Source organism: Rahnella rivi (genome assembly GCF_019049655.1).
In the GTDB taxonomy this organism is placed as follows: domain Bacteria; phylum Pseudomonadota; class Gammaproteobacteria; order Enterobacterales; family Enterobacteriaceae; genus Rahnella; species Rahnella rivi.
Window position 1 is genome coordinate 218,872 of sequence record NZ_JAFMOX010000064.1, and the last position, 22,585, is coordinate 241,456.

20 protein-coding genes are annotated in these 22,585 nt (G+C 55.9%); 10 read left to right on the forward strand and 10 right to left on the reverse strand.

Annotated features, from left to right (window positions below; translation table 11 throughout):
- Nucleotides 1–22 precede the first annotated feature (22 nt).
- From J1779_RS18790 to J1779_RS18810, 5 genes are all read left to right on the forward strand, one after another.
- On the forward strand, nt 23–208 hold the full coding sequence (locus J1779_RS18790; protein WP_217204484.1) for a hypothetical protein: 186 nt from the start codon (nt 23–25) through the stop codon (nt 206–208).
- Between the two features lie 444 nt (nt 209–652).
- On the forward strand, nt 653–1,678 hold the full coding sequence (locus J1779_RS18795; RefSeq protein WP_056776148.1) for an amino acid ABC transporter substrate-binding protein: 1,026 nt from the start codon (nt 653–655) through the stop codon (nt 1,676–1,678).
- A gap of 110 nt (nt 1,679–1,788) precedes the next feature.
- Nucleotides 1,789–2,967 carry an amino acid ABC transporter permease gene (locus J1779_RS18800; protein WP_217204485.1) on the forward strand — a complete coding sequence of 393 codons (1,179 nt, stop codon included), beginning with the start codon at nt 1,789–1,791 and terminating at the stop codon, nt 2,965–2,967.
- A gap of 9 nt (nt 2,968–2,976) precedes the next feature.
- Nucleotides 2,977–4,086 (forward strand): amino acid ABC transporter permease, encoded by a 1,110-nt coding sequence (locus J1779_RS18805; protein WP_056776145.1) that lies wholly within the window; start codon nt 2,977–2,979, stop codon nt 4,084–4,086.
- A gap of 8 nt (nt 4,087–4,094) precedes the next feature.
- Nucleotides 4,095–4,856 (forward strand): amino acid ABC transporter ATP-binding protein, encoded by a 762-nt coding sequence (locus J1779_RS18810; protein ID WP_056776143.1) that lies wholly within the window; start codon nt 4,095–4,097, stop codon nt 4,854–4,856.
- Between the two features lie 631 nt (nt 4,857–5,487).
- Here the strand turns inward: J1779_RS18810 and J1779_RS18815 are convergent.
- Together J1779_RS18815 and J1779_RS18820 are read right to left on the reverse strand one after the other, a co-directional pair.
- Nucleotides 5,488–6,177 (reverse strand): LrgB family protein, encoded by a 690-nt coding sequence (locus J1779_RS18815; RefSeq protein WP_056776141.1) that lies wholly within the window; start codon nt 6,175–6,177, stop codon nt 5,488–5,490.
- Entirely contained in the window at nt 6,170–6,592 is a 423-nt protein-coding gene (locus tag J1779_RS18820; protein ID WP_183848359.1) for a CidA/LrgA family protein, read from the reverse strand. Before J1779_RS18820 ends, J1779_RS18815 begins: the two co-directional genes overlap by 8 nt.
- Nucleotides 6,593–6,705: 113 nt before the next feature.
- Here J1779_RS18820 and J1779_RS18825 point away from each other — a divergent pair, with 113 nt between their 5' ends.
- Complete coding sequence (locus J1779_RS18825; RefSeq protein WP_217204530.1) at nt 6,706–7,584, forward strand: LysR family transcriptional regulator; 879 nt, start codon at nt 6,706–6,708, stop codon at nt 7,582–7,584.
- A gap of 61 nt (nt 7,585–7,645) precedes the next feature.
- Here the strand turns inward: J1779_RS18825 and J1779_RS18830 are convergent, their stop codons facing one another.
- Entirely contained in the window at nt 7,646–9,295 is a 1,650-nt protein-coding gene (locus tag J1779_RS18830; RefSeq protein ID WP_056776139.1) for a Na+/H+ antiporter, read from the reverse strand.
- Between the two features lie 312 nt (nt 9,296–9,607).
- Nucleotides 9,608–10,975, reverse strand: a complete 1,368-nt coding sequence (locus J1779_RS18835) for an NCS2 family permease (RefSeq protein WP_056776138.1) — start codon at nt 10,973–10,975, stop codon at nt 9,608–9,610.
- A gap of 14 nt (nt 10,976–10,989) precedes the next feature.
- Between J1779_RS18835 and J1779_RS18840 the strand changes: the two genes are divergently transcribed.
- Entirely contained in the window at nt 10,990–11,139 is a 150-nt protein-coding gene (locus J1779_RS18840; protein WP_162997802.1) for a hypothetical protein, read from the forward strand.
- A 382-nt stretch (nt 11,140–11,521) separates the two neighbouring features.
- Here J1779_RS18840 and J1779_RS18845 read toward each other — a convergent pair whose 3' ends face one another.
- Complete coding sequence (locus J1779_RS18845; protein WP_122094497.1) at nt 11,522–12,190, reverse strand: glutathione S-transferase; 669 nt, start codon at nt 12,188–12,190, stop codon at nt 11,522–11,524.
- Nucleotides 12,191–12,459: 269 nt separating this feature from the next.
- On the opposite strand from J1779_RS18845, the gene J1779_RS18850 reads away from it, so the two are divergent.
- Complete coding sequence (locus J1779_RS18850) at nt 12,460–14,553, forward strand: putative bifunctional diguanylate cyclase/phosphodiesterase (protein ID WP_217204486.1); 2,094 nt, start codon at nt 12,460–12,462, stop codon at nt 14,551–14,553.
- A 12-nt stretch (nt 14,554–14,565) separates the two neighbouring features.
- Here the strand turns inward: J1779_RS18850 and J1779_RS18855 are convergent, their stop codons facing one another.
- The 4 genes from J1779_RS18855 to ugpB all read right to left on the reverse strand — a co-directional run bounded on the left by J1779_RS18855 (nt 14,566) and on the right by ugpB (nt 19,349).
- The gene (locus J1779_RS18855) at nt 14,566–16,128 is read right to left on the reverse strand and encodes a methyl-accepting chemotaxis protein (protein ID WP_217204487.1); all 1,563 of its coding nucleotides are present in this window, start codon (nt 16,126–16,128) and stop codon (nt 14,566–14,568) included.
- Between the two features lie 235 nt (nt 16,129–16,363).
- Complete coding sequence (locus tag J1779_RS18860) at nt 16,364–17,161, reverse strand: inositol monophosphatase family protein (protein WP_217204488.1); 798 nt, start codon at nt 17,159–17,161, stop codon at nt 16,364–16,366.
- On the reverse strand, nt 17,158–17,991 hold the full coding sequence (locus tag J1779_RS18865; RefSeq protein ID WP_217204489.1) for a glycerophosphodiester phosphodiesterase family protein: 834 nt from the start codon (nt 17,989–17,991) through the stop codon (nt 17,158–17,160). The genes J1779_RS18860 and J1779_RS18865 overlap by 4 nt, the downstream gene beginning before the upstream one ends.
- 32 nt (nt 17,992–18,023) lie before the next feature.
- Nucleotides 18,024–19,349 (reverse strand): sn-glycerol-3-phosphate ABC transporter substrate-binding protein UgpB, encoded by a 1,326-nt coding sequence (ugpB, locus tag J1779_RS18870; protein ID WP_217204490.1) that lies wholly within the window; start codon nt 19,347–19,349, stop codon nt 18,024–18,026.
- A 211-nt stretch (nt 19,350–19,560) separates the two neighbouring features.
- Here ugpB and J1779_RS18875 point away from each other — a divergent pair, with 211 nt between their 5' ends.
- Together J1779_RS18875 and J1779_RS18880 are read left to right on the forward strand one after the other, a co-directional pair.
- Nucleotides 19,561–20,634, forward strand: coding sequence for an ABC transporter substrate-binding protein (locus J1779_RS18875; protein WP_122094509.1), 1,074 nt, complete (start codon nt 19,561–19,563; stop codon nt 20,632–20,634).
- An 80-nt stretch (nt 20,635–20,714) separates the two neighbouring features.
- Nucleotides 20,715–21,455 carry a molybdate ABC transporter substrate-binding protein gene (locus tag J1779_RS18880; RefSeq protein ID WP_217204491.1) on the forward strand — a complete coding sequence of 247 codons (741 nt, stop codon included), beginning with the start codon at nt 20,715–20,717 and terminating at the stop codon, nt 21,453–21,455.
- A 7-nt stretch (nt 21,456–21,462) separates the two neighbouring features.
- Here J1779_RS18880 and J1779_RS18885 read toward each other — a convergent pair whose 3' ends face one another.
- Entirely contained in the window at nt 21,463–22,320 is an 858-nt protein-coding gene (locus J1779_RS18885) for a PA4780 family RIO1-like protein kinase (RefSeq protein WP_122094513.1), read from the reverse strand.
- Nucleotides 22,321–22,585 lie beyond the last annotated feature (265 nt).

Here is a 22,585-nt window from a genome sequence, read left to right on the forward strand (position 1 = left end):
CAATAAGAGAGCGGTATTCCTCATGGCGAAAAAACCAGACGCAGCCCCTTCCATCTTTGATCACCTCAAAGATGACGACAGTTTTGATCTCTGGGGGCGCTCCAGCCTCAGCACCGCGCTCAACAAAGCCAAACCTAAAACACCGGACAACGACCAGATCGCTGCCGCGCGTAAACTGATTGCGGGCAGCAAAAGCCAGCCTGAATAACCTGTCCGGTTTGCCTGCAAAACCCGCTTCGTGCGGGTTTTTTATTGCCTTGTGATGCAGTGGCTAAACTGCCGCCTGTCACAACACTTCCCCCGCCTTGATCAATCCCCTGCGCGAAATCCACTCTGACGACATCTGCCGGTTCTCTTTCCTCCGGAATCGAAACAAAGCGGGTTAGCATTCTGTGCTCTCCACTCCAGTATTGAAATTATCCGCACTGTTTTACGGCAGTCACATTGACCGCGCACTGAAACAGGGCAATACATTTCATAACGCCCATCAATGTTACTGAGCATTTCCCTACTGTGACTAGATTGTTGGACGTTTTTTCGATGTTGGCACTCCCTTTGCAATGACAGGAGCAGAGGGCGACGCCCCAAAACAGACAGGGTGCTCAGGCACTCACACAATAATAATTCTCAGTTTTGTCTCACAGGACGCTTAATGAAAAAAATATTGCTCTCTACGCTGATTGCCGCAGCAAGCTTCGTGACACTGGCTGGTCAGGCTCATGCAGGTACCACTCTGGATGCAGTCAAAAAGAAAGGTTTTGTTCAATGCGGCATCAGTGATGGTTTGCCGGGTTTCTCCTACGCGGACTCCAAAGGCAAATTCACCGGTCTTGACGTTGACGTCTGCCGCGCAGTGGCCGCTGCCGTGTTTGGCGATGCTGAGAAAGTGAAATACACCCCGCTGACCGCGAAAGAGCGTTTTACCGCCCTGCAATCTGGCGAAGTGGATATCTTGTCCCGTAACACCACCTGGACCTCTTCCCGCGACGCGGGCATGGGGATGATCTTCGCGGGCGTCAACTACTACGACGGCATCGGCTTCCTGACACATCAGAAAGCGGGCCTGAAAAGCGCGAAAGAACTCGATGGCGCGACGGTATGTCTGCAAGCCGGTACTGATACTGAGCTGAACGTGGCTGACTACTTCAAAGCCAACAAAATGACTTACACCCCGGTCACCTTCGACCGCTCTGATGAAAGTGCCAAAGCGCTGGACTCAGGCCGCTGCGACACCCTGGCCTCTGACCAGTCTCAGCTCTACGCACTGCGCATCAAACTGGGTAAACCGGATGAGTTCATCGTGCTGCCGGAAGTGATTTCTAAAGAACCTCTGGGTCCGGTTGTTCGCCGTGGTGATGAAGACTGGCTGGCCGTAGTGCGCTGGTCCCTGTTCGCCATGCTGAATGCCGAAGAGATGGGCGTGACATCTGCCAACGTTGAGCAGCTGGCCGCTAACCCGACCACGCCGGACATGAGCAACCTGCTCGGTAAAACCGGGACTTACGGTGCAGATCTGAAAGTGCCTAACGACTGGGTGGTGAAAATCGTCAAACAAGTCGGTAACTACGGCGAAAGCTTTGAACGCAACGTCGGTCAGGGCAGTGAGCTGAAAATCAAACGTGGTCAGAACGCATTGTGGAATAAAGGCGGCATCCAGTACGCACCACCGGTCCGTTAATACCCTTCATCACCAACGTGTTTGAATAATAAAGTGTTTAAGGATGTTGATGCACCGGCCGTTCCCCGGTGCATCACTTCCCGGTGATAGATTGCTAAAGGCCATCCACTATGTCGCAACGCCCAACCGGAAAAGGTTCGTTCTCGCTGACCAATCCAGCCGTACGAGCCTGGATTTACCAAATTTTCGCGGTGGTGTTGCTGGTAGCCTGTCTCGGTTACCTGCTCCACAACACCATTACCAATCTGACTACACGAGGGATCACCTCGGGATTTGCATTTCTGGAAAAAGGTGCCGGTTTCGGCATTGTTCAGCATCTTATTGACTACCAGGAAGGCGACACCTACGCCCGCGTTTTCGTTATCGGCCTGCTCAACACCCTGCTGGTTTCTGCGCTGTGTATCGTATTCGCATCGATTATCGGGTTTATCATCGGATTAGGCCGTCTCTCTGATAACTGGCTGATCCGTAGAGTCTCAACGGTCTACATCGAGATATTCCGTAACATTCCTCCCCTGCTGCAAATCTTCTTCTGGTACTTCGCCGTCCTGCGCAACCTGCCTGGCCCGCGTCAAAGCCTCAACGCATTTGATCTGGCATTCGTCAGCAACCGTGGTTTGTACCTGCCGTCACCGGAGTTATCGCCGGGCAGTCTGGCCGGTTTTATCGCCCTGCTGCTGGCGGTGTTCGGTATTTTTGCCCTCAGGCGTTACAACCATTTTCGGCAGATCCACACCGGGCGCGTCTGGCGTATCTGGCCGTGGGCAATCCTGATGCTGGTGGTTTTCCCTGCGCTGGCGCACCTGATTTTCGGGCCGGCCGTTCACTGGGATGTGCCTGCACTGCGCGGGTTCAACTTCCGGGGCGGCATGGTGCTGATCCCGGAACTGGCGGCGTTAACGCTGGCGCTGTCGGTGTACACCTCCACGTTTATCGCCGAAGTGATCCGCTCCGGCATTCAGTCGGTTTCGCACGGCCAGCATGAGGCAGCGCGCTCACTCGGCCTGCCGAATCCGGTCACCCTGCGTCAGGTGATTTTACCGCAGGCGATGCGGGTGATTATTCCACCGCTGACCAGCCAGTATCTGAACATCGTCAAAAACTCCTCTCTGGCCGCCGCAATTGGTTACCCGGATATGGTGTCGCTGTTCGCCGGTACCGTGCTGAACCAGACCGGTCAGGCGATTGAAACCATTGCCATCACCATGTCGGTTTACCTGATCATCAGCCTGCTGATCTCGTTTTTGATGAACATTTACAACCGGCGCATCGCGCTGGTCGAGCGTTAAGGGAAACCCATGACGATGACAACACTTCCTCCGGGAGTCAGAGCCGTGAAGCCCGGTACGCCAGTCGGAACGGCCGTGCTGTGGGCGCGTAAAAATCTGTTCTCCAGCTGGTTTAACAGCCTGCTGACGCTGTTTTGTTTATGGCTGATGTGGCTGGTGATCCCTCCGATGTTGAACTGGGTTATTTTCCAGGCCAACTGGGTGGGCACGGCGCGCACAGACTGCACCAAAGCCGGTGCCTGCTGGGTGTTTATCCATGCCCGTTTCGGCCAGTTTATGTATGGTCTGTATCCGTTTGATCAGCGCTGGCGCATCAACCTCACGCTGATTGTCGGGTTGCTGACGCTGGCGCCGATATTCTTCAAAGCCACGCCACGCCGCGGGCGTTACATCGCGGTGTGGATGGTGCTGTTCCCGATCTTCACCTGGTTCATGCTGTACGGCGGATTCTTTGGTCTGACCCGCGTTGAAACCCGCCAGTGGGGCGGCCTGACGCTGACGCTTATCATCGCCGCAGTGGGCATTGCCGGGGCATTACCGCTGGGCATTTTGCTGGCGCTGGCGCGACGTTCGCGTCTGCCTGTCGTGCGGATCCTCTCGGTCATCTTCATCGAATTCTGGCGCGGCGTGCCGCTTATCACCGTGCTGTTTATGTCCTCGGTGATGCTGCCGCTGTTTATGACCGAAGGGACGAGTATCGACAAACTGGTGCGTGCGCTGGTGGGTGTGGTGCTGTTTCAGTCGGCGTATGTGGCGGAAGTGGTGCGCGGTGGCCTGCAGGCGCTGCCGAAAGGCCAGACCGAAGCCGCAGAATCGCTGGCGCTGGGCTACTGGAGAACGCAGGGATTAGTCATTCTGCCGCAGGCGTTGAAAATGGTGATACCGGGTCTGGTCAACACCATCATCGCGCTGTTTAAAGACACCAGTCTGGTGATCATCATCGGCCTGTTTGATTTGTTCAGCAGCGTACAGCAAGCCACCGTCGATCCCGAGTGGCTCGGCATGTCGACCGAAGGCTACGTCTTCGCCGCCGCCGTTTACTGGATTTTCTGTTTTAGCATGTCGCGTTATAGCCAGCATCTGGAAAGACGCTTTCACACCGGACGTTCCGCACACTGAGGTAAACCATGAGCGACCATCACGTCACTGAACAACAAAATATGATGATCACGCTGGAAAACGTGAATAAGTGGTACGGACAGTTCCACGTTTTGAAAGACATCAATCTGAGCGTCAAACCGCGCGAGCGCATCGTGCTGTGCGGCCCTTCCGGTTCCGGGAAATCAACCACCATCCGTTGCATCAACCATCTGGAAGAGCATCAGCAAGGGCGCATCGTGGTGGACGGCACCGAGCTGAACGATGATTTGCGTAACATCGAACGGGTGCGCACCGAAGTCGGCATGGTGTTCCAGCATTTTAATCTGTTCCCGCATCTGACCGTGTTGCAAAACTGCACCCTGGCGCCCTGCTGGGTGCGCAAGATGCCGAAGAAAGAAGCGGAAGAGCTGGCGATGCATTACCTCAAACGGGTGCGTATCGCCGAGCACGCCAACAAATTTCCGGGGCAGCTTTCCGGCGGACAGCAACAGCGAGTGGCCATCGCCCGTTCGCTGTGCATGAAGCCAAAAATCATGCTCTTCGACGAACCGACCTCCGCGCTGGATCCGGAAATGGTGAAAGAAGTGTTAGACACCATGATCGGGCTGGCGGAAGAAGGGATGACCATGTTGTGTGTGACACATGAAATGGGCTTTGCCCGCACCGTGGCGGACCGCGTGATCTTTATGGATCGCGGAGAGATCGTGGAAGAAGCCCCGCCGCTGGAGTTCTTTGCGAATCCGAAATCGGCGAGGACAAGAGAGTTTCTGTCACAGGTGATTCATTAAGCTGAGGCCGCAGCTTGACCGGCATCTGAACGGCATAGTGAAAGTTTCGGTTTCTCAATGGCGGTGATCACTTATCGCGCTGCGCCGAAACCGCCCAAAAGGGGAAAGTGCTTTTCCCCTTTTGGATTTCCCCTCGCTTTTTCAACACGCGCTACCGCTCTCAGGCTATGTTTCAGAAACCGCTGCGACAGGCTGGACATCTTGCCGCTGCGCGGTCCCTTCTCTCGGTCCTGGAGCCTTTGGTCTCCAGGCCGCTCCGTTCAGCAAGATGTCTGAATCGCCCGCAGAAAAGAAGATGGTGAGGTTGTGAAGTATAAGCCTGAAGCCGCTTTCAAAAATCACGCCGGAGGGAGAGGTGGAAAACCGCGCGTTTTTTTGCGCGGGTTGTAACCCGACGGGAGGGCACCGCGCAGCGGCGGGATTTTGCGGCTATCACCGGGGCAGCTGAAACATAGCCCGCGAGCGGAGCGCGCAGTTAAAAAAGCGCGGAGTCCAGAGGCCCGCGCGTTACCGGGTCTCTGGTCGGTGTGGGCCGACGCCCACGACCTTGAATTTGAATTTGAATTTGAATTTGAATTTGAATTTGAATTTGAATTTAAATTAAACGTTTCAGATCTTTTTCAAAAGATCATCACCACATCACTCCCCCGATCACCGGCGCCATCACCACCGTCACCACACCCGCCAGCATCATCACCAGACTCGCCACAACGCCCTCTTCGGCACCCAGCTCATACGCTCTGGCCGTACCGGCACCGTGGGAAGCCGCGCCAAACCCGGCACCTTTCGCCAGACCGCTTTTCACCGCCAGACGCAAAAACAACATATCGCCCACTGCCATACCAAATACGCCGGTGATCACCACAAACAGCGCCACCAGATCAGGCTGACCGCCCATTTGCTTCGCCGCCGCCAGCGCGAACGGCGTGGTAATGGAACGTACCGCCAGACTGCGCTGGATCTCTTCCGGCAGCGTCAGCATCCGCGCCAGCCAGACGGAACTGCTGACGGCGACGACGATAGCCGTCAGCACGCCCGCGCTCAGCGACATCCAGTGGCGGCGGATCACCGCCATATTCTCGTAAACCGGCACCGCAAACGCGATGGTCGAAGGCCCGAGCAGCCACAGCAGCCAGTGGGTTTCGCCGATGTAATCCTGATACGACGTGTGCGTGATAACCAGCAGAACCACCAGCACAATCGGCGTGAACACCAGCGGCATCAGCAGCAACGTGCGGCGCTGGCGGTAGAGTTTTTTGTTGGCGTAATACAGCCCGAGCGTGATGACAAAACAGACTATGCTGATGAGCAGATCAGTCACGGGATGCCTTCCTCGCCGCCAGACGTTGTTCCAGCCGGTAAACCCGGTCTACCACTAATGCCGTTGCGGCAAGCGTCAGTACCGTGCTGACACCAATCACCAGAAAGATTTTCCAGCCTTCGATCATCAGCAGCTGCGCGTAGTTCACCACCGCCACCACGGCGGGCACGAAAAACAGCAGCATCTCCGCCAGCAGCCAGCGGGAACCGGCTTTTACCCAGTTCAGGGGCAATACGCGAAACATAATCAGCAATAAAAGCATCAGCATCCCGACAATATTGGCGGGCAGCGGCAGGTGCAGCGCGGTAACGAGACGATCGGCGATCACAAATAACACCGCGTACAACACCACCTGAACGGGGATTTGACAGCGGGTCAGCAGGGACGGCGCTTTAGTGCGCAACGCCAGCAACATGGGAAAGACCTCGGAAGGCGAAAAAAGGGAAGAAATGAAGTATACGCTGGCAGGAAACCGGTAAAGAAATGAATTAAAATCATAAAAATGATTCCAAACCGGAATACTCAATGATGGACGTCCGTACGCTACGTTATTTCGTCGAAGTGGTTCGCCAGCAGAGCTTCACCCGCGCGGCAGAGAAGCTGTTCGTCACCCAGCCGACCATCAGCAAAATGTTGCGTCATCTGGAGGAAGAGCTGGAATGCACGCTGATTGTCCGCGAAGGACGGCGTTTACGCCTGACTGACAGCGGCCAGGCGTTGTATCAGCGCGGGCTGAATATCCTCGAAGAATTCCGTCAGCTGGAAGCGGAACTCGAAGACATTAACTCGCTGAAATCCGGCCATTTGCGCCTGGGCATTCCGCCCATGGTCGGCACACAAATCGCCCCGCTGATCGGCACCTTCCGCCAGCAGTATCCGGGCATTGAACTGATCATCTCCGAGTTCGGCGGCCTGACGGTGCAACAGGCGGTGATCTCCGGTGAGCTGGATCTGGCGCTCACCGCCCTGCCCGCCGACGCCGTGCCCTCCATCGCCTCACTGCTGCTGTTCAGCCATCCGCTCTGCGTGGTGGTACCGCGCACGGCGTACTGGGAGAACCGTACCCATATTGCCCTCAGTGAGCTGGCAGATGAAAGCATCCTGATTTACAACGAAGATTTTGCCCTGTACCGCCAGCTGATGGACGCCTTCACCGCGCAGGGTTTCATCCCGAAAATTGCTGCCCGCAGCGGACAATGGGATTTCCTGGCCGCAATGGTACAAACCGGCATGGGCGTGGCGATCCTGCCGGAACCCATCTGCCAGCGGCTGGATAAAAACGCGCTGATATGGCTGCCGCTGGCGCCCCTGATGCCGTGGCAACTGGGGCTCATCTGGCATGACGGCAGCTATCTTTCTCACAGCGCGCAGGCGTGGATCACGCTGTGCCGCGATCACTGGAAATAGCGGGCAATAAAAAACCGCGTCCCCCTTTCAGCGCACGCGGTTTTTTCATTTCTGACCGAGACTACACTTCTTTTTCGACCAGAAGCGCCTCAAGTAAATCGAGATCATGCAGCAGTTTTTGCAGTGTCTCATTACTGATTTTCTGCGTGGCGCGCAGATGATAAAGCTCACCGCGTTCAGCACGCAACGCGGTCAGACGGAAGCGACGCTCAAGGTTTTCCAGCTTCAGCGCGGTTTCCATATCATCACGGTTGGCCGTTCTTCGCCGCAATGTCCCGATCACCCGAGAACTGATTTCCTTCAGCGTCTGTTCATCGATGTTCTCTTCGGTATCCGCCGCCAGACGTTCTTCCATCTTATGCAGACTTTCGATCGCCACTTCCGCTGCGATGGATTTCGCCATGCGCTCTTCTTCACGGTAGGTCGAGCCATCGGCCACCACGACGCCTTTTAGCAGGAACGGCAAGGCAATCACGCCCGCAATCAGCGAGAACAGAATGACGCCGGTCGCCAGGAACACCAGCTGATAACGCGACGGGAACGCCGAACCATCGGCCAGGAACAGCGGAATTGACAGCACACCGGCCAGCGTAATCGCCCCGCGCACACCGGCAAACGACGCCACCCACAGCTCACGCGTACTGTAGCTGCCAAACAGCAGCGGTTTCTTTTTCAGGAAACGGTTGCTGAAATTCTTCATCACCCACAGCCAGACGAAACGCAGGATCAGCAGCGCAAAATAGATAATCCCAACGTCAGCAAACAGATGCCAGGTCACGATGGACGGATCGTGCGTCGCCTGATCGATAGAATTTTCCAGAATGCCCGGTAATTGCAGGCCCAGCATGATGAACACCATGCCGTTGAACACAAATTCCAGCATCGCCCAGACGCTGTTAGCGCGCAGACGCATCGCAAGCGGCGCATTACGGATAATCCCGGACTGGCTGATGGTCATACCGGCGGCGACGGCGGCCAGAATGCCTGACACACCAATATGTTCTGCGATCAGATACGAGGCGAACGGCAGCAACAGCAGGAAGACGATTTGCGTCGCCGGATCATCACCACTCCAGCGGCTCATGATGCGCAGTGATTTACTGTACAGCCAGGTCACCGCGACACCGGCCATCAGGCCGCCAATGGCGACTTTCAGGAACTCAACGCTGGCACCGCCGACGGTAAAGATCATCGTGCCCATCGCCACGGCGATAGCGAACTTCAACGACACCAGACCGGACGCATCATTCATCAGCGCCTCACCTTCCAGCACGCTCATGATCGACTTCGGAATACGGCCCTTACCGACGATACCGCCCAACGCCACGGCATCGGTCGGGGAAAGCACCGCAGCCAGCGCAAACGCCGCGACCAGCGGGATATCCGGCACCATCATATAAATCAGGTAGCCAATGCCGACGACGGTGAGTAACACCAGCACCAGCGCCAGCCCAAGTATTTCGCGCCCGTGGTGGAGGAATTCACGGGTCGGGGTTTTCCAGCCATCGGCAAACAGCAGGGGTGGAATAAAGAGGACGAGAAACAGCTCGGGGTCGAAATCCACGTGCAAACCAAAATTCGGCCAGGCCAGCAAGGCACCGACCGCAATCTGCATTAATGGAAGAGGAACCTGAAACGGCAACATTCTGGTAACGACACCGGAGAGCGACACCACCAGAATCAAAATCAGAATGGTAAAGAATATTTCCATGCTTTCCTTAGACTCTTGTTTTTATGATTTCAATCAGACGGGGTCTGACACATACAGGGGGAATAGTAGATCAAAAAAAACGTATTTTTAAATCAGAGCGTGCTTAAACCCGTTTTTAAACCCCAGGTCGTGGTCGCGGGAAAGAAAAAGACAATCTGCCCCTGAATTTAAGATCCAGCGAGCAAAGCGCTTGTTGAAAAGCGAGGAGGGATCCAAAGGAGGAAAAGCACTTTCCTCCTTTGGGCGGTTTCGGCGCAGCGCGTTAAGCGATTACCGCACGTGAGAAACCGAAACTTTCCGGTCGGCCTGGCATCAAATCGCCCATCCGCCCGCATAAAACACCACCAGCGCCACGGCGATAATCACCGTGCCCGCGTTCAGTTTGCGCCATTCGCCGGAGAAAATACGGCCAATCACCAGCGAGCTGAAACCGAGCATGATGCCGGTGACGATGTTGCAGGTCAGCACGATAAACACCGCACACAGCAGCCCCGCCATGGCATCAACGAAGTCGTTGAAATCCAGTTTGTTTACGTTGCTCAGCATCAGCAGACCGACATACATCAGCGCAGGGGCGGTGGCGTAAGCAGGCACCAGATAAGAAAGCGGAGACAGGAACAACATTAGCAGGAAGAGCACGCCGACGACCGTGGCCGTCAGGCCGGTTTTACCGCCTGCCGCCGTACCCGCTGCTGATTCGATATACACCGCCGCAGGCGATGCCCCGACCAGCGAGGCAAAAATACTGCTCACGGAGTCAGCCGTCAGGGCTTTACCGCCGCTGATGATCTGGCCTTTTTCATCCAGCAGATTCGCCTGACCGGCCACCGCACGGATGGTACCGGTGGCGTCAAACACCGCCGTCATCACCAGCGCCAGAACGCTTGGCAATACCGCCGCTTTCAGTGCGCCCATAATGTCGAGATCGAAAATGACAGATTTGCCATCCGCGCCCGCCAGAGAAGGCATCGCGAACAGCCCCTGATATTTCACTGCCGGATCGAAAATCAGACCGATAACGGAAATCAGGATTATCACCAGCAGAATACCGCCCGGAACGCGCAGCTTCTCCAGACCAAAAATCACCGCCAGACCGAGCAACGTCATCACCACCGGGAATGACGTGAACGCGCCCAGCGCAACAGGCAAACCGTCCAGCGGGTTTTTGACCACCAGACCGACACCGTTAGCCGCAATCAGCAGCAGGAATAAACCAATGCCGATGCCGGTCCCGTGCGCAACGCCCATGGGCAGGTTGCGCAAAATCCACGAACGGATCCCGGTGACCGAGATAATCGTGAACAACACGCCCATCAGGAACACCGCACCCAGCGCAACCGGTACGCTGATGTGCTGGCCAAGGACCAGACTGAACGCGGTAAACGCCGTCAGAGAAATGGCGCAACCAATCGCCAGCGGCAGATTTGCCCACAGCCCCATCAGCAGGGAACCGAAACCGGCCACCAGACAGGTCGCGACAAACACCGCGCTTGGAGAGAAGCCCGCTTTGCCGAGCATTGACGGCACCACAATCACCGAATACACCATCGCCAGGAACGTCGTTAACCCGGCGATCACTTCCTGACGCACATGGCTGCCACGCGCACTGATTTTGAAATAAGCATCAAGCGGGCCCTTTGGCGCAACAGCGCGGCCCGTTTGAGGTTGTTGACTCGACATGGAAAATCCTCTGGATGTCTTTACTGATTAGCCTGCGTGGTCATTATGAAACCGTTTCTTCACGTTCGCTTCCTTACCTGATGCACGAAATACCGGCAAAACCGGCGTCACGTGTGCAGGGCAAACGTTTAACTCACATCGCGTATGGCGGGACTAAAATTTAGCGCAAACGATTATCCGGCCTCTTATACCCTCTTTTCAACTCTGTTTGCCGACAATTTACCGTTGTCCGGTCAAGAAAAACGCGAATTTGCTGCAAATTTGTCCCGATGGCGGTTTGCTGAACGATATCGGTTGCGCACGCGATGACAGCAACGCAAAAAAGGCGGGGACGGCGGGTGAAAAACGCGGCGGCGTCAGAAATAAAATTCAGCACTGAAACACCGGAGATAAATCAGGAACGGGCGGGCAAACGTTGAAAATAAAATATCATGACAGTTATTAAGGGTTATTTATTTAAAGGCGCTCATCACGTAAATATGTCACGCACGAACGCCCGGAAAATAAAAACAACGCGGCACAAAGAAATCTCAGCCTGAAATAAACTTAACGCATGATGGTGAATGGCCCTCCATTTTCCAGGGCTTTCTGATAAGCCGGTCGCGCCGTGACATTGGATAACCAGGCATTAAGACGGGGATATTTTCCCAACCCTGCGCGCGCATTAATGGCTTCTACCGGGAAACTCATCTGGATGTCAGCCGCGCTGAACTGATAACCGGCGAAATAAGGGTGGACGGCCAGATGCTGCTCGAGGAAATCCATGTGGGTGGTCAGCTGTTTATCGATGTAATTTTTCTGCACGCCCTGCCCGATGGCACCGGCAATCGGGCGGATCAGCCACGGCATCGGTGGTTTGCCTAAGCGCCCGAAAATCAGTTTCATGACCAGCAGCGGCATCAGTGACCCTTCGGCGTAATGCATCCAGTAGCGGTACTGCTGACGCTCGGCCAGAGCCGATGGCTTTAGCACCCCTTCGGCGTCATAGGTTTCCTGTAAGTATTCAATGATGGCGCCAGACTCGGCCAGGATCAGCCCGTTATCTTCCAGCACAGGCGCTTTTCCCAAGGGATGCACTTTCTTCAAAGATGCGGGCGCCAGCATGGTCGATTTATCCCGCTGATAACGCTGAATTTCATAAGGGACGCTCACTTCTTCAAGCATCCACAAAATTCGCTGTGAACGTGAATTATCTAAATGATGTACTTTAATCATGAATCTGTTCCATCCCGTGACGTTTAATTATTTGTTAACTATAGACAAGACTTTGGTTCTCTGTTTATCACGCTTTAAAAAAACCTTGCATTCATCAGGTGTAATTTTGCATGCGTTTTTTTTATTTGATTAAAACCACTTACAGATTAATCTTAATTACGCGAAAACAGATTTTCGTGACTTCATTCGCCTTTAATAACTCGTGATGCGATTAACGCCGAATATAAAAACAGCCCGTCTCATTGACCCCTGCTTGTGTGGAGCCTTACATGTTTTCCAGTAATTACAACAATGTGCTGGTGATGTTTTCATTCATTGTTGCAATGCTTGCCTCTTATACCGCGCTGGATATGGCCGGACGGGTCGCGACCACTCAGGGAAAGGCCTCCCGTCTCTGGTTAACCGGTGGCGCAATCGCCATGGGGATCGGCGTCTGGTCGATGCATTTCATCGGAATGCTGGCATTCAACTCAGCGGTATCAATGGGTTATGACCCGCTGATCACCTTACTCTCCATGCTTATCGCCATTATTTCCTCCGCCTTTGCGCTGTGGCTGGTGTGCCTGCCGCAGTTACCGATGATGCGTTTATTGGCCGGTTCACTGTTGATGGGCGGCGGGATTGCCGCGATGCATTACACCGGCATGGCCGCGATGCGCATGATGCCGCCTGTTATCTACAGCGTGCCGTGGGTGATGGTGTCCGTACTGGTGGCTGTGGTGGCGTCGGGTGCGGCGCTGTGGATGGCGTTTCATTTACGTCAGCAGTCGCCTAACGTGCGTCTGTTGCGCATCAGCGCCGCCGTGATCATGGGCACCGCCATTGTCGGCATGCATTATACCGGCATGGCCGCCGCCACGTTCCCGCCGATGAGCCACAGCATGGCCGCCAACAGCGGTGTGGATAACAACTGGCTGGCGCTGCTGGTCATTGTGGTGACGCTGGCGATTCTGGCGATCACGCTGATTATCTCGGTGCTCGATGGCCGTATGCAGGCGCGCACGTCGGTGCTCGCGTCTTCCCTGGCGCAGGCCAATCGCGAGCTGACCCAGTTAGCCCTGCATGACAACCTGACCAAGTTGCCCAACCGTCTGCTGCTGGAAGATCGTCTCGGCCAGGCCGTGCAGAAAGCCACGCGGGGAGAATCCGAATTTGCGGTGTTGTTTATCGATCTCGACGGGTTCAAGGCGGTCAATGACGCTTTTGGCCATCACATTGGCGATCAACTGCTGGTGTCGGTGACCGAGCGGCTGCTGTCGCATTTACGCGCGTCGGATACGCTGGCACGGCTGGGCGGCGATGAGTTTGTCCTGCTGACAGAAATCACCGAGCCGACCGATGCCTCACAGCTGGCGGATAAACTGGTGCACCTGATTGCCCGCCCGTTCCACGTTTCGCGTTACGAACTGCTGGTATCCGCCAGTATTGGTATTGCCGTGTATCCGGGCGACGGCGAGAACGAACGCGAACTGATGCTTAACGCCGATGCGGCGATGTATCACACCAAAAACTCAGGCCGCAACGGCCACAGTTTCTTCCAGCCTTCAATGAACGCCAATGCGCAAAATCAGTTGCAGATGCTTAACGACTTGCGTCTGGCGATCGAGCATCACGAATTACGTCTGCATTATCAGCCGAAATTTATCGCGCCTTACGGGCCGGTCAGCGGCTTTGAAGCCCTGCTGCGCTGGGAGCGCGAAGGTAAAACCCTCAGCCCGGACGTGTTCCTGCCACTGGCGGAGAAAACCGGTCTGATCATCCCTATTGGCGAATGGGTGTTGAATGAAGCCTGCCGCCAGCTGCGTGAATGGCACCTCGCCGGGCACACCACCTGGACGGTGGCAGTAAACCTTTCCGCGCTGCAATTCGAGCAGGCGAATCTGGTGGAAATGGTCATCGATACCGTTGAACGCCACCACATTCCGCCGGAAATGCTGACGCTGGAAGTGACCGAAACCACCGCGATGCGCAACCCGGACGTCAGCGTGGCGATACTCGAGCGCCTGACAAAATACGGTGTCAAAGCCTCGATTGATGATTTCGGCACCGGTTACTCCAGCCTGCTCTATCTCAAGCGTTTACCCGCCAGCGAGCTGAAAATCGACGGCGCATTTATCAACGATCTGATCGCCGGAAGCGAAGATGCCAGCATCGTGTCTGCCATTATTGCCCTCGGCCAGACGCTGAATCTGAAAGTGGTGGCCGAAGGCGTGGAAACCACCCAGCAACAGGATTTCCTCACCCAGCTGGGGTGTGACACCTTGCAGGGCTATCTGCTCGGGCGGCCAATGACGCCGGAGCAAATCGCCCGGCACCCGGATTCGGCCTGGGAACCTCAGCTCACCATCACGCAACAGCCCTGACAGCGGCTGATATCAGACGGCAGCCGTGCGGAAGAACCGCACGGCATTGCGCAACTCGACACTCTGCTCCGTCAGCGATTGCGCCGCCGCCGCGGCCTGCTCCACCAGCGCGGCGTTTTGCTGCGTCACCCGGTCCATCTGATCCACCGCAATGCCCACCTCATGAATGCCGGTATGCTGCTCGGTGCTGGCAGTCGAAATTTCACTGACAATTCCCGCCACCTTATTCACTGAATTCACGATGTCGTTCATCGCCTGACTCGCGCGGTCAGCCTGCTGCGAACCTTCGGCAATTTTAGAAACGGTGCCGTGGATCAGATTTTTAATTTCTTTCGCCGCCTGCCCGCTTTTCTGCGCCAGAACGCGCACTTCGCTGGCCACCACCGCAAAGCCTTTGCCCTGCGTGCCGGCGCGTGCCGCTTCTACCGCCGCATTCAGCGCGAGAAGATTGGTCTGGAAGGCAATACCTTCGATCACGCTGATAATATTGATGATTTCTTTTGAACTGCCTGAAACATCCCGCATATGCAGTTGCATCCCGCTGACGATCGACCCGCCCTGCGAAGCGGTTTCTGACGTCGCGTGTGCCAGCTGGCTGGCCTCGCGGGCGTTCTCCGCATTCTGGCTGACGGTGGTGGTCAGGTTTTGCATGTTGGCGCTGGTCTGCACCAGCGAGGCCGCCTGCTCTTCGGTGCGCTGCGATAAATCAATGTTGCCCTGCGCAATCTCGCTGGCGGCATGATTGATGGACTCGCTGCCGTTCATGATCTGATGGATTGTCTGGTTCAGTTGCTGATTCATGCGGCTCAGCGACGCCAGTAAACTGCCGCTGTCGCCGGGCCGCAGGACGATCTCCGTCGCCAGATTTCCCGCCGCAATCTCCTGCATGATCGCCGCCGCGTACGCCGGTTCGCCGCCCAGCTGCCGGTTGAGATTTCGCGCCAGCAAGAGCGCCATCGCCACAGACAGCAGCAGCGCAAACACCACCAGCACCAGGAACAGCACGCTGGCAGAGTGGTAATGGCTGCGCGCCTGTGCCGCCGCGTGCTCACTGTTGCTGACTTCGTCTTTAACCAGCGTGGCGAGATCGGCCATCAGCTGTGTGCGGTATTTTCGTGAGTTATCGCCGCTGATTTGCGTGGCCTGCGCCACATCATTGCGATCCATCGCTTCAATGACCTGATCGTTCGCCAGCGAAAAGCGCTGAAAGTTATCGACGATTTGCTTAAACAGCGCCGACTGGCTGCCGCCGCTGTTGAGATTCTGATAGGCATGTTCCGCGGCTTTAAAGTTAGCCACCGCCTGCATGATTTCCACCCGGTGACCGTCGCGCGGCGCGCCCTGCGGTGAAGCGATGTATTGCACCTGTTGCAGACGCAGCTCGGCCAGCGTGCCGCGCATCACCAGCGGGTACTGAACGCCCGGCAGCCGGTACGCGCGGTAATCTTCAATCTGCTGATTAATATTTTTTAGCTGCCAGGCAGAGGTCGCGGCCAAAACCAGCATCAGGGAAAGAACAAGGGCAAACGCCCCCATCAGGCGGGCGAGCACGGAAAGTTGGGTTAATTTATTCATCAGGACACAGCAAAGTGAGTGACAGGAGTCAGAGATAACGGCATAAGCCTGAGGAACTTTATGGTGAAATGAAACAATATTTCATTTTGTTAAATGCTGTTCTTTATCCTGTAATCAGAGGGTTACCTGAAGAATTCAGGATGTTACTTCAGGCAGGAAAAAACAGGATGCCGCCCGCATTTCCCGCCAGGCTCCCGAAATGGCCGGGAGCAGCGAGTTAGTGGGCAAGGAGGCGTTAACGTGGCGCAAAATCCGGCCACAGCGGCCCAACGGCGGCCATCAGTGACGGCGTGCCGGTGGCGACCGACATGTGCCGGTAGTTTTCATTTCCGGCCGTACCGGCGAAATGGACAACGGTATCCAGCCCGGCTTCCTGACACAGCACAACGCCTCCCGCGATATCCCACAGCGTGGTGCGACGTTGCAGATGCCCGTCGATAATGCCTTTGGCGGCGAACACCATGCCGATGGTGGTACAGCGGTAACAATGTACCGACCACTCAGCGGCCCGCAGGCCGCGATAAAACGCCGAGGCTTCATCCAGCTTGTCATCGGAACTGTCGCCGAGCGACACAATCTGCACATCCCCAAAGCGATCGTCGCGGTGAAACCGCTTGCCGTTAAGGAACAGGCCTTTACCCGATTCTGCGGCAAACAGATCGTTGAGCACCGGCAGCGCAATCACGCCGAGGGTCGGTTTTTTGTTTTCCACCAGCCCGAGCGAGACGCCCCACAGCGGCGAACCGCGCAGGAAATTCGATGTGCCGTCGATAGGGTCAATCACCCAGCAGGCGGCGTCCGTCAGCACGCCCCCCATCTCTTCACCGATGATCGCATCCTGCGGAAAATGCTGTGCCAGCTGCGCACGGATAAACTGCTCCACTGCCACATCGGCTTCTGAAACGAAATCCTGCGGGCGCTTGCTGTTGACTTCAATGCTGTCGCGACGGTTGAAAAAACCCAGCGCCAGTTCGGCTGCCTGAGCGGCAATAGAGCTGGCAATCGCCAGTTTGGCGGAAAGCGTGATCGTCATTGGTTACCTCTGTTTTTAAGCCAGCGTACCAGTTGCCCGACATGGTCGGTCTGAAACGCCCGGACGCCGGCATCCACCAGCACACCCCATACACCGTCGGGATCCACCGCAGCGCGGCTGTCACAGTAATCCAGCGAATGGGAGACATCCAGCGTATTGACCCACAGCCGGACGCCGAGGCGTTTAAGTTGCTCGCGGGCGGCGATCACGTCGGCCAGATCGGTAAAGTTCAGTTCAATCATCTGCGCACCGAACTGCGCGATTTTGCGCAAATCATCCGAAAACTTGCCCGGACGGGCGTGCAGGATTGGCATATAAGGGATCCGCGCATCGGTCACTTGCAGCGGAAAACGCTGGGTTTTCAGATCAATTTTGCTTTTAAGCAGCACGCCGTCGGCCATGTTCATGCTGAGGATCAGCGCTACGATGCGATCGAAATCCCGCGCATACTTGATGTCCACATTCACCACGATGCGCCCGCGGGCTTCTTCGAGTAACTCTTCCAGCAAAGGAACGCGTTCGCTGGTGAGCACCATGCCTTCGCGTCCGTCTGCGGCCTTCAGCCTCGCGCGGCGAACGGCTGCCAGCGACATGGTCGCCACCTCGCCCTGATAATCACAGGTGCGGTCAAGATGGGCATCGTGGATCACCACCACCTGCGAATCGGCGGTGGTTTGCGCATCAATCTCGATAATATCTGCGCCCTGATGAATCGCCTCATGCAGCGCAGCAAGTGAATTTTCGGGGGTGGTTTGCCATACGCCACGGTGGGCAATAACCAGTACATCCGGGTTCTCCGGAGAAATCAAAGATCGGGTTAACGCTTTCATCATCACTCCTGACATCGGGAAAAAATCACCGGCTATTGTTTGGCTGCAATCGACGTTTCGAACCGGCGCAGCAGCAGATTTCCGCGGGTCACCATGTTATCGAGCGAGGCCTGAGGGGTTTCCTGACCGTTCCAGACTTTCTCCAGTTCCTCGTCCATGATAGTGCGCACCTGAGACATATTGCCCAGCCGCAGCCCTTTGGTGAACGGCAGCGGCGGCTTGTTGATCATCTGTTTCATCGCGATATCGGCCCCCGGATGGGTCTGATAAAAACCTTGTTCGCGGGTCAGCGTGTAGGCCGCGTTGGTGATCGGCAGATAACCGGTTTTCTGATGCCATTCGGCGGCGATGTCCGGCTCAACCAGGAAGTGCAGGAACTCAGCCACGCCCTTGTAGGTTTCAGGCGTTTTGCCTTTGAATACCCACAGACTCGCGCCGCCGATGAAGGCATTTTGCGGTGCGCCCGGCGCGCCATCCTGATAAGGCATCATGCCGACGCCCACATCGAATTTTGCGTACTGACGGATCCTGTTCAGCGAGCCCGACGAGGTGGTCAGGATGCCGCAATCGCCGCTGTAGAATTTGGTGGTGGCATCGTCGTTACGGCCATAGAACGAGAAATCCCCTTTCTTGTGCATCTCATTGAGCTGCGTAATGTGTGCCGTCTGCAACGGGCCGTTAAAGTTGAGCACGGCATCGGTACCGTCGAAGCCGTTGTTGCGCGTCGCCACCGGTAAACCGTTCCATGCGCTGAAGCCTTCGATCTGGATCCAACCCTGCTGACCGGCATTGGTGTAACCACATGTCATGCCCGCCGCGCGCAGTGCCGCGGCGTCCGTCGCCAGCGCATTCCAGGTTTTTGGCGGCTCGTCGGGATTCAGCCCGGCTTTTTTAAACGCATCTTTGTTGTAATACAGCACCGGCGTCGAGCTGTTAAACGGCTGCGAGATCAGATGCCCGGTTTTGCTGTCGCTGTAATAGGCCGCCACGGAAGGCACAAAGGCGCTTTCGTCGTTAGGGATGCCCGCATCCTTAAACACCTGCGCCACAGGCACCACGGCGTTGCTGGCCATCATGTTCGGCGTGCCCACTTCATACACCTGCAAAATATCCGGCGCGTTACCGTTGCGGTACGCCGAAACGCCTGCGGCCAGCCCCAGCTCATAATTGCCTTTGTAGACCGGCACCACGCGGTATTGCGGATGAGTTTGGTTAAAACGGTCAGCCAGCGCGCTGACCTCTTTACCTAAATCACCGTCCATGGAATGCCAGAAAGTCAGCGTCGTTTGCGCCTGTGCGCCAAAGGCCATTACCGCCAGCGCACTCATCAGCGTGGCGCGCATTACAGGGTTTTTCATGATCGCTCCGGTTGAAAAGCTTAACAATTATCCGGCGGTAACCTTGGCACGCGTGTATGACAATTCAGGGAGGAAATCATGAACAAACGGTGACATGCCCCGCATAACCTCAGCCCAAAACCGTTGCCCGACGCGGGATTGTCGGCGGTCATATTCATCTCGCCCTTAACGCTATATAATCCTATGCATAACGAAATCAGAGGATCCCGCCGTGCGTTCATGTTCATCCACCGTCCTTCTCGGACTTGTACTGAGCTTTTCCGTCCCTTCCGCTTTTGCTTCCCGCCTGATAACCGACCAGCTGGGCCGGCAGGTGACCCTGCCTGACAAGGTTGATCGCGTGGTGGTGCTGCAACATCAGACCCTGAATCTGCTGGTACAGCTCGACGCCACCCGCAACATCGTCGGTGTGCTCAATAACTGGCAACAGCAGCTTGGCAGCGGTTATGTACGGCTCGCGCCTTCACTGGTGAACACGCCGGTGGTCGGCGATCTGACCAGCGTCAATCTGGAAAGCGTGGTCGCGCTGCATCCGCAGGTGGTGTTCGTTACTAACTATGCGCCGCAGGAAATGATCGACCAGATAAGTCAGACCGGTATCGCCGTGGTGGCGGTCTCACTGCGTGACGATCCGAAAGGCGAAGAACACAAAATGAACCCGGCGCTGCCGGATGAAGACCGGGCGTATACCGAAGGGCTGAAAAAAGGCATTACGCTTATCGGCGACGTGATGAACCGCCAGAAACAGGCACAGGCATTGATCGACTATACTTTTTCTCAGCGTCAGCTCACCGGCGAACGGCTGAAAAACATTGCGCCGGCGCAGCGTATCCGCACGTATATGGCCAATCCTGACCTGACCACCTACGGATCCGGTAAATATACCGGGCTGATGATGGCGCGTGCCGGTGCCATGAACGTGGCGGCCGCGACGGTGAAAGGTTACAAACAGGTGTCGCTGGAACAGGTCATCGCCTGGGATCCGCAGGTGATCTTCGTGCAGGATCGTTACCCGGAAGTGGTCGGGCAGATCAACCACGATCCGAACTGGCAGAGCATCGATGCAGTGAAAAACCACCGCGTATACCTGATGCCGGAATACGCCAAAGCCTGGGGCTACCCGATGCCTGAAGCGATGGCGATCGGTGAATTGTGGATGGCGAAAAAGCTGTATCCGCAAAAATTTGCTGACATCGACATGCAGAAACAGGCAGATGCTTACTATCAGCGCTTCTACCGGACGGATTTCAAACCCGCCGCAGAAGCCCCGCACGCGGGGAAATAATGCGCTTCTCCACGTCGTACATGCTGTTGAAATCACTGCGTTTCAACGACTATTTTGAAGCAATGTGACAAGGAGATCTGATGACAAAATCGATCAAAGTGCTCGCCGCGGGCAGTCTGCGGCGGGCGTGGGCGCCACTGTGTGAGGCATTTCAGGCAGAAACGGGCATCCGCGTGGTCACCGAATTCGGCCCTGCCGGGCTGCTGCGTGAACGAATCGAAAAAGGTGAAAAACCCGATCTGTTCGCCTCTGCCAACACCGCGCATCCGCTGGCGTTGCAACAGCACGGCAAAGCGCTGGACGTGCAGACCTTTTGCGGCAACAGCCTGTGCGTCACCGCGCGTAAGGTGCCGGAACTGGAGAAGCTTAACTGGCTGAGCGTACTGCTCGATCCGCGTTTTCGCCTGGCAACATCGACGCCGCAAAGCGATCCTTCCGGTGATTACACCTGGCAAATGTTCGAACTGATTGAACGACGTCATCCCGATTTCGGCGCGGTGCTGCGCAATAAAGCGTTGCGTCTGGTAGGCGGCGAGAAGTCGGCGAAAGTGCCGGAGGGGAAACTGGCGGCAGAATGGTTGATTTGCACCGGGCAGGCCGACGTCTTTATCGGCTACACCAGTTACGCCACCCTGCTGCGGGAAAATGATGAGCTGGAGGTGTTTAATATTCCTGCGGATTACAACGTGCGCGCCAGCTATGCGCTCGCCACCTGTACGGAGAAAGCGAAACCGCTGGCGGAGTTTGTCCTGTCAGAAACCGGCCAGCATATTTTGCAGAACGCCGGTTTTTGCGGGAAACATTCGGTGATGCCGGACTGATGACGGCTTAGTGATCGAGATCGCGTTCTTTCATTGCCCGCTGACGATCGTAGTATTCATCTTCGGCGGCAATGATCTCATCGAGCAGTGAATCCACATCGGCTTTATGCGTATCTTCGGCGAAGTGCCCGGTAAGAAGGGTTTCTGGCGTCAGTTTGCCATCTTCATACAACGCCCAGATTTCTTTCGCGTAGCGGGTCGTCTGCAACTGCGGCGCAAAGCGGCTGTAGTATTCGGTCATGTTATTCACATCGCGTTCGAACATGGATTCGGCGTGGTTATTCGCCGCGGCATCCACGGCCTGCGGCAGGTCGATAATCACCGGCCCCTCGGCATCCATCAGCACGTTAAACTCTGACAAATCTCCGTGAACGATACCCGCACACAACATCCGCACGATATTGCGGATCATCGTCTCGAAATCCGCCACGGCTTCTTCTTCCGTCAGGATCACATCACTCAGACGTGGCGCTACCACGCCATCGCCGTCGGTGATGAGCTCCATCAGCAGCACGCCATCCAGACAAATATAGGGCTGCGGTACGCGCACACCGGCATTCGCCAGACGGAACAACGCATCGACTTCCGCCGTCTGCCAGGACTCTTCCTGCTGCTTGCGGCCAAACTTCGAGCCTTTTTGCATCGCACGGGCGTTGCGGCTGTTACGGACTTTTCGGCCTTCCTGATACTGAACGGCCTGCTTGAAACTACGCTGCGTAGCTTCTTTGTACACCTTGGCGCAACGGATCTCTTCACCGCATAAAACAGTGTAAACGTCGGCTTCTTTGCCACTTTTCAGTCGACGGACCACATCGTCTATCAGGCCGTCATCCACCAGAGGTTGGATTCTATTTGGGATTTTCATGCAGCCTTGTACCTTATTTCAGCGCGTGAGGGAATGACCTGCGCAATATTCCCTGCATTACACACCAGACACGCCGTTCGCGTCATCCTCGTTATCGCTCCGGAGCAGTCCAAAGACAGACCCCCCTAAACATGAGTAGTTTAACGTAGTGACAGCATGGTGGATACTTTCTGCACGTATCTTCTCGCTATTATGCGTAAAAATGGCCCCCTGCGCGCCCTGTTGCCCATCCGGTTTATTCGCTGTTAATTTGGCTTAAATAACG

Coding starts and splice junctions, on each gene's coding strand:
- J1779_RS18845 (WP_122094497.1), bottom strand. CDS start 12,190: ATGATTAAAGTACATCATTTAGATAATTCACGTTCACAGCGAATTTTG.
- J1779_RS18840 (WP_162997802.1), top strand. CDS start 10,990: ATGTCTTTACTGATTAGCCTGCGTGGTCATTATGAAACCGTTTCTTCA.
- J1779_RS18820 (WP_183848359.1), bottom strand. CDS start 6,592: ATGTTGCTGGCGTTGCGCACTAAAGCGCCGTCCCTGCTGACCCGCTGT.
- J1779_RS18790 (WP_217204484.1), top strand. CDS start 23: ATGGCGAAAAAACCAGACGCAGCCCCTTCCATCTTTGATCACCTCAAA.
- J1779_RS18800 (WP_217204485.1), top strand. CDS start 1,789: ATGTCGCAACGCCCAACCGGAAAAGGTTCGTTCTCGCTGACCAATCCA.
- J1779_RS18805 (WP_056776145.1), top strand. CDS start 2,977: ATGACGATGACAACACTTCCTCCGGGAGTCAGAGCCGTGAAGCCCGGT.
- J1779_RS18810 (WP_056776143.1), top strand. CDS start 4,095: ATGAGCGACCATCACGTCACTGAACAACAAAATATGATGATCACGCTG.
- J1779_RS18830 (WP_056776139.1), bottom strand. CDS start 9,295: ATGGAAATATTCTTTACCATTCTGATTTTGATTCTGGTGGTGTCGCTC.
- J1779_RS18850 (WP_217204486.1), top strand. CDS start 12,460: ATGTTTTCCAGTAATTACAACAATGTGCTGGTGATGTTTTCATTCATT.
- J1779_RS18825 (WP_217204530.1), top strand. CDS start 6,706: ATGGACGTCCGTACGCTACGTTATTTCGTCGAAGTGGTTCGCCAGCAG.
- J1779_RS18835 (WP_056776138.1), bottom strand. CDS start 10,975: ATGTCGAGTCAACAACCTCAAACGGGCCGCGCTGTTGCGCCAAAGGGC.
- ugpB (WP_217204490.1), bottom strand. CDS start 19,349: ATGAAAAACCCTGTAATGCGCGCCACGCTGATGAGTGCGCTGGCGGTA.
- J1779_RS18880 (WP_217204491.1), top strand. CDS start 20,715: ATGACAAAATCGATCAAAGTGCTCGCCGCGGGCAGTCTGCGGCGGGCG.
- J1779_RS18865 (WP_217204489.1), bottom strand. CDS start 17,991: ATGAAAGCGTTAACCCGATCTTTGATTTCTCCGGAGAACCCGGATGTA.
- J1779_RS18795 (WP_056776148.1), top strand. CDS start 653: ATGAAAAAAATATTGCTCTCTACGCTGATTGCCGCAGCAAGCTTCGTG.
- J1779_RS18885 (WP_122094513.1), bottom strand. CDS start 22,320: ATGAAAATCCCAAATAGAATCCAACCTCTGGTGGATGACGGCCTGATA.
- J1779_RS18860 (WP_217204488.1), bottom strand. CDS start 17,161: ATGACGATCACGCTTTCCGCCAAACTGGCGATTGCCAGCTCTATTGCC.
- J1779_RS18855 (WP_217204487.1), bottom strand. CDS start 16,128: ATGAATAAATTAACCCAACTTTCCGTGCTCGCCCGCCTGATGGGGGCG.